Source organism: Rathayibacter sp. AY1C9 (genome assembly GCF_002932315.1).
In the GTDB taxonomy this organism is placed as follows: Bacteria; Actinomycetota; Actinomycetes; order Actinomycetales; family Microbacteriaceae; genus Rathayibacter.
Genome location: NZ_PSVZ01000017.1, coordinates 22,085 through 36,618 on the forward strand (window position 1 = coordinate 22,085; position 14,534 = coordinate 36,618).

Below are 14,534 nucleotides of genomic sequence, written 5' to 3' on the forward strand. Positions count from 1 at the left end.
ATCCGCCGCCGGGACCGGGCCCGCAGCGGTGACGCCGCGGGCCCGGTGGTCGCGGTCGCCCGGGGGCGGCCGCGGGGTGCGCTACCAGCGGTAGTGCGCGAAGGCCTTGTTCGACTCGGCCATCTTGTGGGTGTCCTCGCGACGCTTGACAGCGGCGCCCAGACCGTTCGACGCGTCGAGGATCTCGTTCATGAGACGCTCGGTCATCGTCTTCTCGCGACGGGCCTTCGCGTAGCTGGTGAGCCAGCGGAGCGCGAGGGTGTTGGCGCGGTGGGGCTTGACCTCGACCGGGACCTGGTAGGTCGAGCCGCCGACGCGGCGGCTGCGGACCTCGAGGGTCGGGCGGACGTTGTCGAGCGCCTTCTTGAGGGTGACGACCGCGTCCTGGCCGTTCTTGCCGGCGACGCCCTCGAGGGCACCGTAGACGATGCGCTCGGCGAGGCCCTTCTTGCCGTCCAGGAGGATCTTGTTGACGAGCTGGCTGACGATGGGGGCGCCGTAGACGGGGTCTGCGACGACGGGGCGCTTGGGAGCGGGGCCCTTACGAGGCATTACTTCTTCTCCATCTTCGCGCCGTACCGGCTGCGAGCCTGCTTGCGGTTCTTGACGGCCTGGGTGTCCAGGGCGCCGCGAACGATCTTGTAGCGGACACCGGGGAGGTCCTTGACGCGACCGCCGCGCACGAGCACCATCGAGTGCTCCTGCAGGTTGTGGCCCTCGCCGGGGATGTAGGCGGTGACCTCGGTGCCGTTGGAGAGCTTCACGCGGGCCACCTTGCGGAGGGCCGAGTTCGGCTTCTTGGGCGTGGTCGTGTAGACGCGCGTGCAGACGCCGCGCTGCTGGGGGTTGGCCTTCAGGGCGGGCGCCTTGGTCTTGGTGACCTTCGGCGTGCGTCCCTTGCGGACCAACTGCTGAATCGTTGGCACTGGTTTTGCTCCTTGAATGCTGCACGGTGACAGCGGATCGATGGTCGACATTCGGCCCTCCCGTCTCCGGGAACGGCCGAGTTCATCTGGACCCGACGCACCCCGCGGCCCCGCGAGCGGGACCGGGAGGGTGAGGGGTATGCCGTGGGGGCCGCCCGATCGGACGAACCCGCGGATCCTCGCGGACCCGGTGGAGCGAAGTGCGGCGACCGCATCGACCCGGAGGCACGACACGAGCGCACGGCAAAGCGCACACCCGAAGAATATTACGGGGAGTGACGGGGCCGGTCAACCGAGCGGCGTTCGCCCTGGGAGATGCCGCAGCGCCGCGACGAGCCGCGCCGGGACTCCGCCGTCACTCCCGCTCGTCGCCCTCCCAGCCCCAGTGGGGGCTGCGGCCGCCGGCGTCGCGACGGGCCAGGAGCAGGAGGAACAGGAGCTGGACGGCGGCCGCGAGCACGCCGGTCGCGATCGCGAAGACAGTGGGGGCGTGGTCGAGGATCCAGCCGAGGATCTCCCCCGGCTCCTGGCGGCCGAGCCCGTAGAGCGCTCCGCCCGTGACGAGGAAGAGCAGGTAGACGACGACCCCGGTCAGCAGCGACGGGCCGAGGACGCGGTGGACGGCGGGACGGGCGGCGAGGGTCACCATCGCGACCAGCACGGCGACGACGCAGACCGCCACCGACACCGGCCCCAGCAGCGGGCCGGCGTCGCGCTCGGGCACGACGTCCTGGTCCAGCAGGAGGCTGAGGACCCCGAACGCGCAGACGACCAGGGCGAGGTAGAGGAACGCGGCGAAGCCGGCCAGCGCGAGGCCGTAGCCCAGGCCGGCTCCGCGGCCCTGCCCCTGCCCCTCCGGAGTCACGACTGCGCGGCCGCTTCGCGCTCGGCGTTGCGGCGCTTGACGCCCCGGGCGCGGCCGGCGATCGCGGCGCCGCCCCAGACGCTCGCCTCCCGGCCGAGGACGCCGGCGGCGAGGACCGCCGCGAGGACTGCGGGATCGCGGACGTAGTCGAGCGCGAGGGAGCGGTCGATCGGCAGGGCGAGCGGTCCGACGGCGCTCCAGCCGCCGACCAGCGCGGCCGCGGCCGTGAGGAGGGCGACGAGGAAGCCGCCGAGGATGTAGGCCCACCAGCCCGCGCGGTTCACGACCAGCACGATCAGCGCCAGGCCGACCAGGAACGCGGCCACCGGGGCGAGGAAGAGCGCGGTCGGCGCAGCGTCGAGAGCGAGGGCGACCGGGTCGCCGCCGACGCGGTCGACGAGGAGGCGGATCGCCGTCAGGGCGACGAGGTACAGGACGGCGAAGACCGCGGTCGTCAGGAGGGCGAGCGCGAGGCCCGCGAGGCGGTTGCCGGAGCGCCGGACCGGCTCGGGCTCGGCCTCGACCGGCCCGAGGGCGCTGGGGGCGGACGCGGCGGCGGCCGGGGCGGCGGGCTCGACGGTCGGCTGCCGACCCGTCACGGGCTCGGGCCAGACGTACTCCCGGGTCGGCTGGGGTCCGGTTCCGCCGGACGTCTCGGTCGCGGAGGGGATCCGCGTGGTCTCGGCGTCGCTGCTCCAGGTCACCCGGACAGCATAGGCACGCCTTCCGCCGCGCCCGGTGCGCCGCGCGGCTCCCCGTCGACGGGGGACAGCGCCGACCGTCTACTCGAGCGGGTGGAGGAGGCGGTGCAGGAACTGCCGTGTGCGCGGCTCGCGCGGCTCCCGGAGGATCTCCGCAGGGGCGCCCCGCTCGACGACCACGCCGTCGGCCATGAAGACGACCTCCGAGGCCACCTGCCGGGCGAACTCGAGCTCGTGCGTCACGACGAGCATGGTCCAGCCCTCCCCCGCCAGCTCCCGCATCAGCGAGAGCACGTCGCCGACCAGCTCCGGGTCCAGCGCCGAGGTGGGCTCGTCGAAGAGGAGCAGATCGGGCCGCAGCGCGAGCGCCCGGACGATGCCCACGCGCTGCTGCTGACCGCCGGAGAGCTCGAAGGGGTAGGCGCTCCCCCGGCCGCCGAGGCCGACGCGCTCGAGCAGGCGCTCCGCCTCCGGGACCACCTCGGACGCGGGACGGCGCTGCACTCGCAGCGGCCCCTCCGTCACGTTCTGGAGGACGGTCAGGTGCGGGAAGAGGTTGAAGTGCTGGAAGACCATCGCGGAGTGGTCGCGCAGCCCGGTCAGCGCCTTCCGTCCGACGCCGCGGTCGAAGTCGAGGACACTGCCGTCGGCGAGCTCGACCACCCCGCCGTCCGGCACCTCGAGGCTGTTCAGCGAGCGCAGGACGGTGGTCTTGCCCGAGCCGGACGGCCCGATCAGGGCGACGACCTCGCCGCGGTGGACCTCCAGGTCGATGCCGCGCAGCACCTCCACCCCGCCGAACGACTTGCGGAGGCCGCGGGCCGTGAGCACGGGCCGGGCGTCGGTCGGAGTGTCAGCGGGCGACATAGCGGTCCAATCGCTTCTCGAGCAGGCCCTGGCCGCTGGAGAGCACCAGGCAGATGAGCCAGTAGATCAGAGCGGCCTCGAGGTAGAGGAGCATGAACTCGCTCGACGCGGTGGCGATCTTCTGCGCCTGCCGGAAGAGCTCGGTCACCAGGATGAGGGAGGCCAGCGAGGTGTCCTTCACCAGCGAGATGAAGGTGTTCGACAGCGGGGGGACGGAGACGCGCGCGGCCTGCGGGAGGATGATGCGCCGCAGCGAGAGCGAGCGGCTCATGCCGATCGTGTGCGCCGCCTCCCACTGCCCCTTCGGGACGCTGAGGATCGCCGCGCGGATCACCTCCGCCGCGTAGCCGCCCACGTTGAGGGCGAACGCGATGGTGGCGCTGGGCCAGGGGTCGATCTTCAGTCCGAGGCTCGGCAGCCCGTAGAAGATCACGAACAGCTGCACCAGGAGCGGCGTGCCCCGGATGACGGAGATGTAGGCACGCGCGATCCAGGAGAGGATCCGCACCCGGGAGAGCCTCATCAGGGCGACCGCCAGCGCGAGCACGAGCCCGATGGCGAAGCTCGCCAGCGCGAGCGGGATCGTCCCGACGATGCCCCCGGAGAGGATCGGCCAGAACGACCGGAGGACGAGGTCCATTGTGTTCTCCCGCCTTCGCGGGAGGATCCGCGGTCGGCTCGATCGGGTGGTGGCGTCGGGGGCGGATCGTCTCCGCCTCCTGGGGAATGCTGGCACGCTTCGCGCCGGGGCGGGCGCCCTTGCGGGCGGACCCGCTGCCTGAGCCGCTCCGCCGCTCCCCCGCGCCGGAGCCGCTCACGCACGAGACGGCCCCTCCCGGAAGGGGAGGAGCCGCCTCGGGGTGGGGCTACTGGGAGACGTCGGCTCCGAAGTAGCGCTCGGAGATGGAGGCGAGGGTGCCGTCCTCGCGCAGCTCGTCGAGGGCGGAGTCGACGGCCTCGACGAGGTCGTCCGAGCCCTTCGGGAAGGTGAAGGCGCTCTCGGAGGTGTCGTCGGTGGTGACGGCGACCTTGAGGCCCGCGGCCTGGTCGGGGTAGGTCGTGGACCAGTCGAGCCAGGTGAGGCGGTCGTTCACGGTCGCGTCGACGCGGCCCTGCTCGACGAGGGCGATGGCCTGCGCCCAGCCCTCGACGCCCTCGACCTCGGCGCCGTTCTCCTGCGCGACGGTGTACCAGTTGCTCGAGAGCGACTGCGCGGTGGTCTTGCCGGAGAGGCCGGCGAGGTCGATGATCGAGGTGTCGCTCGAGGGGACGATCACGACGCCGGGGCTGACCGAGTACGGCTCCGAGAAGTCGTACTTCGCCTCGCGCTCGTCGTTGATCGAGACCTGGTTCGCGATCACGTCGAAGCGCGCTCCGTCCAGGCCCGCGAACATCGCGTCCCACTGCGTCTCCTGGAAGTCGGGCTCGACGCCCAGCTTCTCGGCCACGGCGGTGATCACGTCGACGTCGTAGCCGGTGAGGGCTCCCGTCCCGCCGTCGGCGTGGAAGGAGAAGGGCGGGTAGGTGCCCTCGGTGCCGATGGTGAGCTTCCCCGAGTCCTCGACCTCGGCCAGAGTCAGGCCGGAGCTGGCGGAGGCGGTGCCCTCGCCGCTCGAGCCGGAGACCACGTCGTCGGTCGAGGCGGGCGCGCAGCCGGCGAGGACCAGGGCGGCGGCGGCGGCGGTCGTGCCGAGCAGGACGCGCAGGGAGGTGCGGGCGGAGAGGGTCACGGTGTTGTCCTTCGGTGCATCACGGAGTCGTGGCGGTCCCGCTGCGCCGGATGCGGCGCGGGGATCGACGAGGGGACGGGTCGTCCCGGGGCGGACCGCTGCTCGGCGGAACCGCCCGGAGTGACGATAACCAGTGGAGGGGGCGGCCCTATTCCCGGATGTCGCCGTGTGACGCCGGGAGTCCGGCCAGGAAGTGCTCGGCACCGGCGACCTCGTCGCTCGTGAGGCCCGTCGCCGACTCCGGACGCACCAGGTGGAAGGGGGTGCTCTGCTCGCGGGCCCAGTCGTACGCGTCCTCGTGGAGGTTGTCGTCGATCCACACCACGGCGCCGATCGCGCCGCGCTCGGCGGCCGCCTCCAGCCACACCGCGACGGGCTGGAGCTTGCCCGTCCGGCCCGGGAACCGCGGGTCGCGCGGGAGGCCGCCGTCGAAGACGATCGCCTCCGTGCCCGCCGGCAGCCCGAGGTCCTGGGCGAGGACCCGCGTCAAGCGCGGCGGCCAGGTCGTGGCCCACACGATCGTGCCGACCGCGGCCAGACGGGCGACGAGCGCCGCCCGCTCCGGCTCGAGCTCCAGGCGGTGCGAGCCCGAGGCGCGATCGCTGCGGACGGAGGGGTTCAGGACGCCGTCGACGTCGAGCAGGATCAGGGCGGCCATGCCTGTCACCGTAGCGGCGGCGGGGCGGATCGCGCGAGGAGCGCTAGCGTGACGGGATGCCTCCGTCCCTCCTGCTGCCGGGAGGCCGCACAGCCGTGCTGGGGCCGGATCCCGTGCGGCCGGAGGCGCTGCTGCTCACGGTCGACGGCGCGGAGCAGTCGCTGATCGATCCGGGCGATCCCCGGGCTCTGCACCTCGAGTACCTCGCGCGCCTCGGCGCGGTGGTCGACGCCGCCGCCCCTCCCGGCGAGCCGCTGCGCGTGCTGCACCTCGGAGCCGGAGCCCTGGCCCTGGCCCGGTACGTCGCCGCGACCCGGCCGGGCTCCGAGCAGCTCGCGGTGGAGAGCGCGGCAGGACTCGTGGAGTTCGTGCTCGAGCACGCGCCGCTCCCCCGCGGCGCGCGCGTCCGATTCCTCACGGCCGACGCCGCAGGGCCCCTGCCGCCCTGGAGCGCCGACCTCGTCGTGCTCGACGTCTACGACGGGGACGAGATCCCGGAGCCGTTCTACCGCGCGTCCGTCCTCGCTCCGCTCGCCGCCCGCGTCGGCGCCGACGGGCTCCTCGCGGTCAACGTCGCCGACGACGCCGACCACCGGAGGCTGGACCGCCTGCGCGGGGTCGTCCGGGAGCTGCTCCCGGTCACCGCAGCGGTCGGATCGACGGCCTTCGTCGAGGGGCGCACCGGCGGGAACGCGATCCTGCTCGCCTCAGGCTCGGCGCTCGCCGACCACGTCGCCGGCCGCCTGCTGCGCGCCGGCCCGCACCCGGTCTCCGCCGCGGCGGATGGCGACGTCGTGGTCGCCGAGGTGGCGGTAGAAGTCGACCCGTGAGTCGAGAGTGACGCCGGTCTCGAGGTACTTGGCGCGGATCCGCTTGATGTAGGTGCGGACGGTGTGCTCGGCGACGCTGAGGTCGACCGCGACGGTGCGGACCGCGGCACCCGCTCCGTAGGCGCGCATCACCCGGCTCTCCTGCGGGCTCAGCACCGGGCGGCGCTCCTCGCGCCCGTGCACGAGCCGGTGGCGGGCGGTGTCCGAGATCCAGGTGCGGCCGGAGGCGACCGAGACGACCGCCGCCGCGAGCTCGCTGGGGTCGTCGCCCTTCCAGACGTACGCCGCTCTCTCCCGTCGCAGCACGGCCCGCACCGGCTCCAGGGAGTCGGAGGAGGAGAGCACGACGAGGCCGACGGTCCAAGCCGCCGCACGCTCGAGGGCGTCGGCCACCTCCTCGCCGGGCACGCCGTCCAGGTCGAGGACCGCGATGCGGTCGACGCCCTCCTCGTCGTGCGAGAACTGCGGCAGCAGCTGCGCGAGCAGCGCCTGCAGCGCGGCACGCTCGATTGCTGGTCCGTCGACGACGGCCAGCGTGAACCGATCGAATCCGGTCACGGGGGTCCCCTAGCAGGGGCAGGTTCGGGTCCGCCCCGGCTGCACCGTAGCGGTCCGCGACGTCGTCGTGCACGTGATGGGACATTCCGTCTCAGTGGGAGGACGCCCCAGAGCACTCCGGATCGGCTCACGGAGCGCGTGGAGGACCACCCGCGGCACCGTCTCCGGCTAGTGTCCCTCTCCATGGACGACAGCGCAGAGGGCTCCCGGCGGGCCCGGAGGATCCCCGCGGAGCAGGTCCGCAGCCGCATGATCGCCACGGCGCGCGACGTCGTCTCGAACCACGGCCTCACGGTGAGCTTCGCGCACCTGCCCATGGAGGAGTACATCCGCCTGGCCGGCGTGCCGCGCAGCTCCGTCTACCGGATCTGGAGCACGCGCGAGGAGTTCGTGGCCGACCTGGTCGGCGAGGTCTTCGTGCGGGACCGGTACGCGGAGGGCGCCGATCCCGAGGCCCAGCAGGAGATGCGCGAAGTCTACGAGCGCTCCACCGATCTGCTCTCCACGGCCGCCGGCCGCCGCCGGGTCGCCTGGGAGACCATCCGCATCGGCGCGCGGGCCAATGCCGAATCGCTCCGCCGCTCCGCCGACTGGTCGTCGTACAACGCGCTGCTCGCCTGCACCTTCTCGATGGAGGAGGGGCCTGCACGCGACGCCGTGCGCGCCACGGCGAAGCGGATCGAGGGCATGCTCACGCGCCGGATGCGCGACTTCTACGAGGAGACGCTGCAGGTCTTCGGCGGGACGATGCGCCCGGGATTCACGACGCTCCAGCTCGCCCACCTCACCGCGATCGTGATCGACGGGCTCGCCCACCGCGGCCGGCTCCTCGACGACGACCTCGACGCTCCGGTGACCGCCCCCGGCCTCGACGGCGAGCCGGTCGAGTGGACCCTGGCGGCCTGGACGATCCGCTCGATCGTCGACGGGATGCTGGAGCCGGTCGCGGAGGACTGAGCGGACCCCGCGACCCGGATCACTCGTCCGGTTCGGTGAACCCGTCGATCAGCAGCAGCACCGACACCACCGCCAGTGACGGCCCCTCGGGATCGGCCGGGTCGAGCGGGCCGGTCACCAGCTCCGGTGCCGCGATCCGCGCGATGCACAGCCCCTCGATCAGGGCCGAGACGGCGGAGGCGAGAGCGGCGGAGCCGCGGTCCGGGCGCAGCCGGAGCCCCGCCTCGGCGAGGGTGTGCTCGTAGTACTTCGCCATGTTGTCGATGAAGTGCAGCTGGCGGGCGCGCAGAGCGGATCCGATGGCGGTCCGCGCCGGCTCCTCGTGCGAGCCCACCGCGCCGGCGAGAGCGATGAAGTTGCGCCAGTGCTGCGACGAGAAGACGTTGTCGACGTTCGCATCGACGGCGACCCGGACGGAGGCGATCAGGGCCTCGCGGCGCTGCGCCGGGGTCGGCTCGGGGTCGAGGCTGTGGTGGAGGTGGGAGTTCCCGGCCCGCAGGGACGGCTGGTCGAGGCGGGTGGCGAGGACCCGCTCCGGGATCGCGGCGATCAGCTCGTCGTAGAACGCCTGGCGAGTGGGCCAGATCCGGTACACGGTGCTGCGCGGAACACCCGCCGAGCGGATGACGTCCTCGAGGGGCAGGTGGGCGACTCCGACGCGCAGGCCCTCGGCGCGGACGACCGCGAGAGCGGCGTCCAGCAGGCGGGTGCGGACCTGCTCGCGGGTCAGTCGGGGAGGACGCGCCGGCTCCTCCGCATCGAGGGGGTCGTCGCTCATCAGGCCTCCGGCGCCGGGATGCACGGAGGAGCCTCCGACATCTACTGTCCAGCCGAGCGTACCCGGAGGGAGCGCGGAACGTGAGAGGAGATCGGAGACGGGCGCGGCCCGCGCATGCGGCTCGGGTGCCGCGCGGGCCGCGCTGCCTGTCCCCCAGGCGGCCTCCCCATGGGCCGGTCCGACCGTATGCTTCCCGACAGACGTCCGTCAACTGACGCGACATGGTGTCTCCTCGGCGGTGTCCGCCGACCGGTCACGAGGACCGCCTCCGGGACTCCTCCGCCGCCGGGAGCGCCCTCGCCGCGGTCTGCGCTCGAGAGGCGTGCGGAGCGGACAGCTCGCCCGCGACGACGTCCGACACGACGCCGGTGGCGTGCTCGACGAGGTCGACGTTCCGGGTCAGCCGCGCGTGGTGGCACGGGCTCGCGTCGACGTCGACCACGAGCTTCGCGAAGCGCAGAGCATCGCCGAGCCGCGCGAACGGCGAGAGCTCGGCGACGAGGGACGGCACGTCCGCCGCGGCGAGGTAGGTGTAGCGGCAGGTCGAGACCACGTAGTCGTCGACTCCGGCCGTCGCCGATCCGGTTGCGACCATGATGTCGCCGAGGTCGACCGGCGCGGTGGCGAGGCCGAGCGCCACCGCGGCGGTCACCTGGATGTCACCCACCAGTGCCGTCACGCGCACGCCGGCGGGCCAGGGCGGCAGGGAGCCGAGCTCGGTCGATCCCGTCCGCAGGCCCTTGCCCGCCGCCGAGGCGAGGGCGTCGATCATCGGCACTCCCGTGCACTCCCCCGCGTGCTCGGCGTCCTCCGAGACGGCGTCCCCGCAGGAGGCGAGCATCGCCGAGACGCTCAGCCGGCTGTGCGGGTCCAGTCCTGCGATCACCGCGGGGCTGACCTGGCCGGAGTCGTCGACCATTCGTCCGAGGCGCTCCGCGACGTCGGATCCCGTGTTCGGGGTGCCGAAGGTGAGGACGGACGAGACCATCGAGGCGACGGCGGTCCCGTCGACCGAGCCGCTCAGCGCCTGGCGGGCGGCGAGCCCTCCCATCGAGTGCGCGACGACGACGGCGCGGTGCCCGGTCGCGGAGACGAGGCAGGCGATCGAGGAGGCGAGCGCGTCGCTGATCCCCGGGTCGGTGACCCAGCGCGCGGCGAGCCGGCGGTAGTCGAAGGTGTAGACCGCGGCGCCGTCGATCTGCTGCAGCCGGCCGAGGAGGGACGGCTCGGGAGCGTCGAGCGGAGCGGTCGCCGACTCCGACGACACCATGTCGACGAGATGGGAGAAGGCCCCTGTGCGGTCGGCGTCGTGCGTCGCCGTGCCCAGCCAGCCGTGCAGCATCACGATGGGGACCAGCGCGGCGGCGGAGCGCGGCCGGACGTCGTCGCCCGCGAGCACGGGAGCCAGCTCCGCGACGCCGCAGGACGAGGGTGCGACCGCCTCTGCCGCCTCCGCCCGCCCCGCGGGCACCACGACGACGCCGACCACCACGAGCAGTGCGGCCAGCACGACGATCACGAGTCTCATCCGCGCATTTCCTCACGTGCCGCGACCAGGACGGGGAACGGGTACAGGCTCGACCCGACGAGCACCCATCGAGTCAATCACCCCGCTCCTGCGGGGAAGGCCGCTCGTCGCGAACGGGCGGCCCCCCGTGCGGGTGACCGCGGGTCGGGGACGACGAAGGCCCCGCCGGTGTCCCGACGGGGCCTTCGATCGTTCAGCTCACCTGGATCAGCTGTAGTTGCCCGGCTCGTAGCCGTCGCTCGAGAACGAGTCGAAGTCGACGAACGAGAGGTCGGCGTCGCTGAACGCGGCGTCGTCGGCGAAGATGCGGTTGGGGTACCGCTCGGCCTTCGCCTCCTCGGTCGCCTCGACCGACACGTTCCGGTACTTGGGCAGACCGGTTCCCGCCGGGATCAGCTTTCCGATGATCACGTTCTCCTTCAGGCCCATCAGCGGGTCGCGCTTGCCCTCCATGGCCGCCTGCGTCAGGACGCGGGTGGTCTCCTGGAAGGACGCGGCCGACAGCCACGACTCGGTCGCGAGCGAGGCCTTGGTGATGCCCATGACCTCCTGGCGGGCGGACGCGGTCCGCTTGCCCTCGGTCAGAGCCGCACGGTTGACCTCGCTGTAGCGCGAGCGGTCGACGAGCTCGCCCGGCAGCAGCTCCGTGTCGCCGTGGTCGACCACGGTGACCTTGCGGAGCATCTGACGCACGATGACCTCGATGTGCTTGTCGTGGATCGGCACACCCTGCGAGCGGTAGACGCCCTGGACGCCGCCCACCAGGTGCTTCTGGACCTCGCGGACGCCCAGCACGCGCAGGACCTCCTTGGGGTCGACCGTTCCGACGTGCAGCTGCTGCCCGAGCTCGACGTGCTGGCCGTCCTCGATGAGGAGCTGCGAGCGCTTGAGCACCGGGTAGATGACCGCCTCGTCGCCGTTGTCCGGCTGGAGGATGACGCGGCGGGCACGGTCGGTGTCCTCGATGGTGATCCGGCCGGCGGCCTCCGCGATCGGCGACGCGCCCTTGGGGGTGCGGGCCTCGAAGAGCTCCTGCACGCGGGGAAGACCCTGCGTGATGTCGTCGGCCGAGGCCGATCCACCGGTGTGGAAGGTGCGCATCGTGAGCTGCGTGCCGGGCTCGCCGATCGACTGGGCCGCGATGATGCCGACGGCCTCTCCGATGTCGACGAGCTTGCCGGTGGCGAGCGAGCGGCCGTAGCAGGCCGCGCAGACGCCGACGGCGGACTCGCAGGTCAGGACGGAGCGCACCTTGATGTGGCGCACGCCCGCTCCGACCAGCTTCTCGATGAGCACGTCGCCCACGTCCTCGCCGGCCTCGGCGACGAGCTCGCCGGCCTCGTTCGACGCCGGGGTGGCGAGCGAACGGGCGTAGACGGAGTTCTCGACGTTGGAGTCCTTGATCCAGGCGCCGGTGGCGTCCTGGAGCATGATCGGCAGGTCGAGGCCCTTCGAGGTGCCGCAGTCCTCCTCGCGGATGATGACGTCCTGCGAGACGTCGACGAGTCGACGCGTCAGGTAGCCCGAGTCCGCGGTGCGGAGCGCGGTGTCGGCCAGGCCCTTGCGGGCACCGTGCGTGGCGATGAAGTACTCGGCGACCGACAGGCCCTCGCGGTACGAGGAGATGATCGGTCGGGCGATGATCTCGCCCTTCGGGTTGTTCACCAGGCCTCGCATGCCGGCGATGTTGCGCACCTGCAGCCAGTTGCCGCGGGCACCGGAGGTGACCATGCGGTTGATGGTGTTGTCCGTCGGGAAGTTCGCGCGCATGGCCTTGGCGACCTCGTCGGTCGCCTCGGTCCAGATCTTCACGAGCTCCTGGCGGCGCTCGGCCTGAGTGGTCAGACCCTTGTCGTACTCGGACTCGACCTTCGCGGCCTTCTTCTCGTAGCCCGCGATGATCTCGGGCTTCGACGGAGGCGTGAGGATGTCGGACAGCGCCACGGTGACACCCGAGCGGGTGGCCCAGTAGAAGCCGGCGTCCTTGATCCGGTCGAGGGAGGCGGCGACCTCCACCTTCGGGTAGCGCTCCGCGAGGTCGTTGACGATCCCGGAGATGGTCGTCTTGTCGGCGACCTGCTCGAAGTAGGGGTAGTCGACCGGCAGCGCCTCGTTGAAGAGGGCGCGGCCGAGCGTGGTCTCGAGGAGGACCGGCGCGGTGACCTTGCCGTTCTCGTCGATCTCGACGCCCTCGGGTGCCTGACCCTGCGCGAAGTACACGTCCGACATGCGGATCCGGACCTTCGAGTTCAGGTGCAGCGAGCCCTGGTCCTTCGCGAGGATCGCCTCCGAGACGGAGGAGAACGCGCGGCCCTCGCCGGCGGCGCCCTCGCGGATCGTCGTCAGGTGGTGGAGGCCGATGATCATGTCCTGCGTGGGCAGGGTGACCGGACGGCCGTCCGAGGGCTTGAGGATGTTGTTCGACGCGAGCATCAGGATGCGCGCCTCGGCCTGGGCCTCGACGGACAGCGGCAGGTGGACGGCCATCTGGTCGCCGTCGAAGTCCGCGTTGAACGCGGCGCAGACGAGCGGGTGCAGCTGGATCGCCTTGCCCTCGACCAGCTGGGGCTCGAACGCCTGGATGCCGAGACGGTGCAGCGTGGGCGCACGGTTCAGCAGGACGGGGCGCTCGCGGATGATCTCCTCGAGCACGTCCCACACCTGCGGGCGCGAGCGCTCCACCATGCGCTTGGCGGCCTTGATGTTCTGCGCGTGCGACAGGTCGATCAGGCGCTTGATCACGAACGGCTTGAACAGCTCCAGCGCCATCTGCTTGGGCAGACCGCACTGGTGCAGCTTGAGCTGCGGGCCGACGATGATGACCGAGCGTCCCGAGTAGTCGACGCGCTTGCCCAGCAGGTTCTGGCGGAAGCGACCCTGCTTTCCCTTGAGCATGTCGCTCAGGGACTTGAGGGCGCGGTTGCCGGTTCCGGTGACGGGGCGGCCGCGGCGGCCGTTGTCGAAGAGGGCGTCGACCGCCTCCTGGAGCATGCGCTTCTCGTTGTTCACGATGATCTCGGGGGCACCGAGGTCGAGCAGGCGGCGGAGTCGGTTGTTGCGGTTGATCACGCGACGGTAGAGGTCGTTCAGGTCGCTGGTCGCGAACCGGCCTCCGTCGAGCTGCACCATCGGGCGCAGCTCCGGCGGGATGACCGGGACGACGTCGAGGACCATCGCGGCCGGCGAGTTGCCGGTGGCGAGGAACGAGTTGACGACGCGCAGGCGCTTGATGGCGCGGATCTTCTTCTGACCCTTGCCCTCGGCGATCTGCAGGTGCAGCGTCTCGGCCTCGGCCTGGAGGTCGAACTGCTCGAGGCGCTTCTTGATCGCCTCGGCGCCCATGTAGGCCTCGAAGTAGACGCCGTACCGGTCGACGAGCTCGTTGAAGACCGCGTCCTCGGGCTTGAGGTCGCCGACCTTGAGGGTGCGGAACTGCTCCCACACGCTCTCGAGCCGCGCGATGTCCTCGTCGAAGGACTTGCGGATCTGGCCCATCTCCTTCTCGGCGCCGTCCTTGGTGCGGCGCTTCTGGTCGCTCTTGGCGCCCTCCGCCTCCAGGGCGGCGAGGTCGGTCTCCAGGCGCGCCAGACGGTCCGCGATGCGGGAGTCGCGCTGGTCCGAGAGGGTCTTGATCTCGAGCCGGAGCTCGTTCTCGAGGCCGGGCATGTCGGCGTGACGGCCGTCGTCGTCCACGTCGATGATCATGTACGCCGCGAAGTAGATGACCTTCTCGAGGTCCTTCGGCGCCATGTCCAGCAGGTATCCGAGGCGCGAGGGGACGCCCTTGAAGTACCAGATGTGGGTGACGGGGGCGGCGAGCTCGATGTGGCCCATCCGCTCGCGGCGGACCGAGGACTTGGTGACCTCGACGCCGCAGCGCTCGCAGACGATGCCCTTGAAGCGGACTCGCTTGTACTTGCCGCAGGAGCACTCCCAGTCGCGAGAGGGACCGAAGATCTGCTCGCCGAACAGGCCGTCCTTCTCGGGCTTCAGGGTGCGGTAGTTGATGGTCTCGGGCTTCTTCACTTCACCGTGCGACCAGCGACGGATGTCATCGGCCGTTGCGAGGCCGATGCGCAGCTCATCGAAAGTGGTTACGTCGAGCAATGTTTTCTCCTTGTCGGAAAACAGGGTGT

The 14,534-nt window shown here is 71.8% G+C and carries 13 protein-coding genes; 1 reads left to right on the top strand and 12 read right to left on the bottom strand.

Annotated features, from left to right (window positions below):
• Positions 1-81: 81 nt before the first annotated feature.
• The 9 genes from rpsG to C5D09_RS11945 form a co-directional block, all read right to left on the bottom strand.
• On the bottom strand, positions 82-552 hold the full coding sequence (rpsG, locus tag C5D09_RS11905; RefSeq protein ID WP_068251443.1) for a 30S ribosomal protein S7: 471 nt from the start codon (positions 550-552) through the stop codon (positions 82-84).
• Complete coding sequence (gene rpsL, locus C5D09_RS11910; protein WP_011186743.1) at positions 552-926, bottom strand: 30S ribosomal protein S12; 375 nt, start codon at positions 924-926, stop codon at positions 552-554. Before rpsL ends, rpsG begins: the two co-directional genes overlap by 1 nt.
• 355 nt (positions 927-1,281) lie before the next feature.
• The gene (locus C5D09_RS11915; RefSeq protein WP_104247596.1) at positions 1,282-1,791 is read right to left on the bottom strand and encodes a DUF6121 family protein; all 510 of its coding nucleotides are present in this window, start codon (positions 1,789-1,791) and stop codon (positions 1,282-1,284) included.
• Complete coding sequence (locus C5D09_RS11920; protein ID WP_104269385.1) at positions 1,788-2,495, bottom strand: hypothetical protein; 708 nt, start codon at positions 2,493-2,495, stop codon at positions 1,788-1,790. Before C5D09_RS11920 ends, C5D09_RS11915 begins: the two co-directional genes overlap by 4 nt.
• 78 nt (positions 2,496-2,573) lie before the next feature.
• Positions 2,574-3,359, bottom strand: coding sequence for an amino acid ABC transporter ATP-binding protein (locus C5D09_RS11925; RefSeq protein ID WP_104269386.1), 786 nt, complete (start codon positions 3,357-3,359; stop codon positions 2,574-2,576).
• Positions 3,346-3,999: an amino acid ABC transporter permease gene (locus tag C5D09_RS11930; protein ID WP_104224574.1), complete on the bottom strand. Its 654-nt coding sequence runs from the start codon at positions 3,997-3,999 to the stop codon at positions 3,346-3,348. Before C5D09_RS11930 ends, C5D09_RS11925 begins: the two co-directional genes overlap by 14 nt.
• 226 nt (positions 4,000-4,225) lie before the next feature.
• Complete coding sequence (locus tag C5D09_RS11935) at positions 4,226-5,089, bottom strand: amino acid ABC transporter substrate-binding protein (protein WP_374953810.1); 864 nt, start codon at positions 5,087-5,089, stop codon at positions 4,226-4,228.
• Between the two features lie 148 nt (positions 5,090-5,237).
• Entirely contained in the window at positions 5,238-5,747 is a 510-nt protein-coding gene (locus C5D09_RS11940; RefSeq protein WP_104269387.1) for an HAD domain-containing protein, read from the bottom strand.
• 707 nt (positions 5,748-6,454) lie between these two features.
• Positions 6,455-7,135, bottom strand: coding sequence for a LuxR C-terminal-related transcriptional regulator (locus C5D09_RS11945; protein WP_104247592.1), 681 nt, complete (start codon positions 7,133-7,135; stop codon positions 6,455-6,457).
• 183 nt (positions 7,136-7,318) lie between these two features.
• Between C5D09_RS11945 and C5D09_RS11950 the strand changes: the two genes are divergently transcribed.
• Positions 7,319-8,092, top strand: coding sequence for a hypothetical protein (locus C5D09_RS11950; protein ID WP_146076607.1), 774 nt, complete (start codon positions 7,319-7,321; stop codon positions 8,090-8,092).
• Positions 8,093-8,111: 19 nt separating this feature from the next.
• Here C5D09_RS11950 and C5D09_RS11955 read toward each other — a convergent pair whose 3' ends face one another.
• The 3 genes from C5D09_RS11955 to C5D09_RS11965 form a co-directional block, all read right to left on the bottom strand.
• A complete protein-coding gene (locus tag C5D09_RS11955; RefSeq protein ID WP_104269388.1) occupies positions 8,112-8,870 on the bottom strand; it encodes a TetR/AcrR family transcriptional regulator in 759 nt (252 codons plus the stop codon).
• Between the two features lie 253 nt (positions 8,871-9,123).
• Positions 9,124-10,398 carry a triacylglycerol lipase gene (locus C5D09_RS11960; protein ID WP_104269389.1) on the bottom strand — a complete coding sequence of 425 codons (1,275 nt, stop codon included), beginning with the start codon at positions 10,396-10,398 and terminating at the stop codon, positions 9,124-9,126.
• 207 nt (positions 10,399-10,605) lie between these two features.
• A complete protein-coding gene (locus C5D09_RS11965) occupies positions 10,606-14,505 on the bottom strand; it encodes a DNA-directed RNA polymerase subunit beta' (protein WP_104224580.1) in 3,900 nt (1,299 codons plus the stop codon).
• Positions 14,506-14,534: the final 29 nt, after the last annotated feature.

Bases quoted from the DNA above. Each gene is read 5' to 3' on its own strand.
- rpsG (WP_068251443.1), bottom strand. From the start codon at position 552: ATGCCTCGTAAGGGCCCCGCTCCCAAGCGCCCCGTCGTCGCAGACCCC.
- C5D09_RS11955 (WP_104269388.1), bottom strand. From the start codon at position 8,870: ATGAGCGACGACCCCCTCGATGCGGAGGAGCCGGCGCGTCCTCCCCGA.
- C5D09_RS11960 (WP_104269389.1), bottom strand. From the start codon at position 10,398: ATGAGACTCGTGATCGTCGTGCTGGCCGCACTGCTCGTGGTGGTCGGC.
- C5D09_RS11925 (WP_104269386.1), bottom strand. From the start codon at position 3,359: ATGTCGCCCGCTGACACTCCGACCGACGCCCGGCCCGTGCTCACGGCC.
- C5D09_RS11940 (WP_104269387.1), bottom strand. From the start codon at position 5,747: ATGGCCGCCCTGATCCTGCTCGACGTCGACGGCGTCCTGAACCCCTCC.
- C5D09_RS11930 (WP_104224574.1), bottom strand. From the start codon at position 3,999: ATGGACCTCGTCCTCCGGTCGTTCTGGCCGATCCTCTCCGGGGGCATC.
- C5D09_RS11950 (WP_146076607.1), top strand. From the start codon at position 7,319: ATGGACGACAGCGCAGAGGGCTCCCGGCGGGCCCGGAGGATCCCCGCG.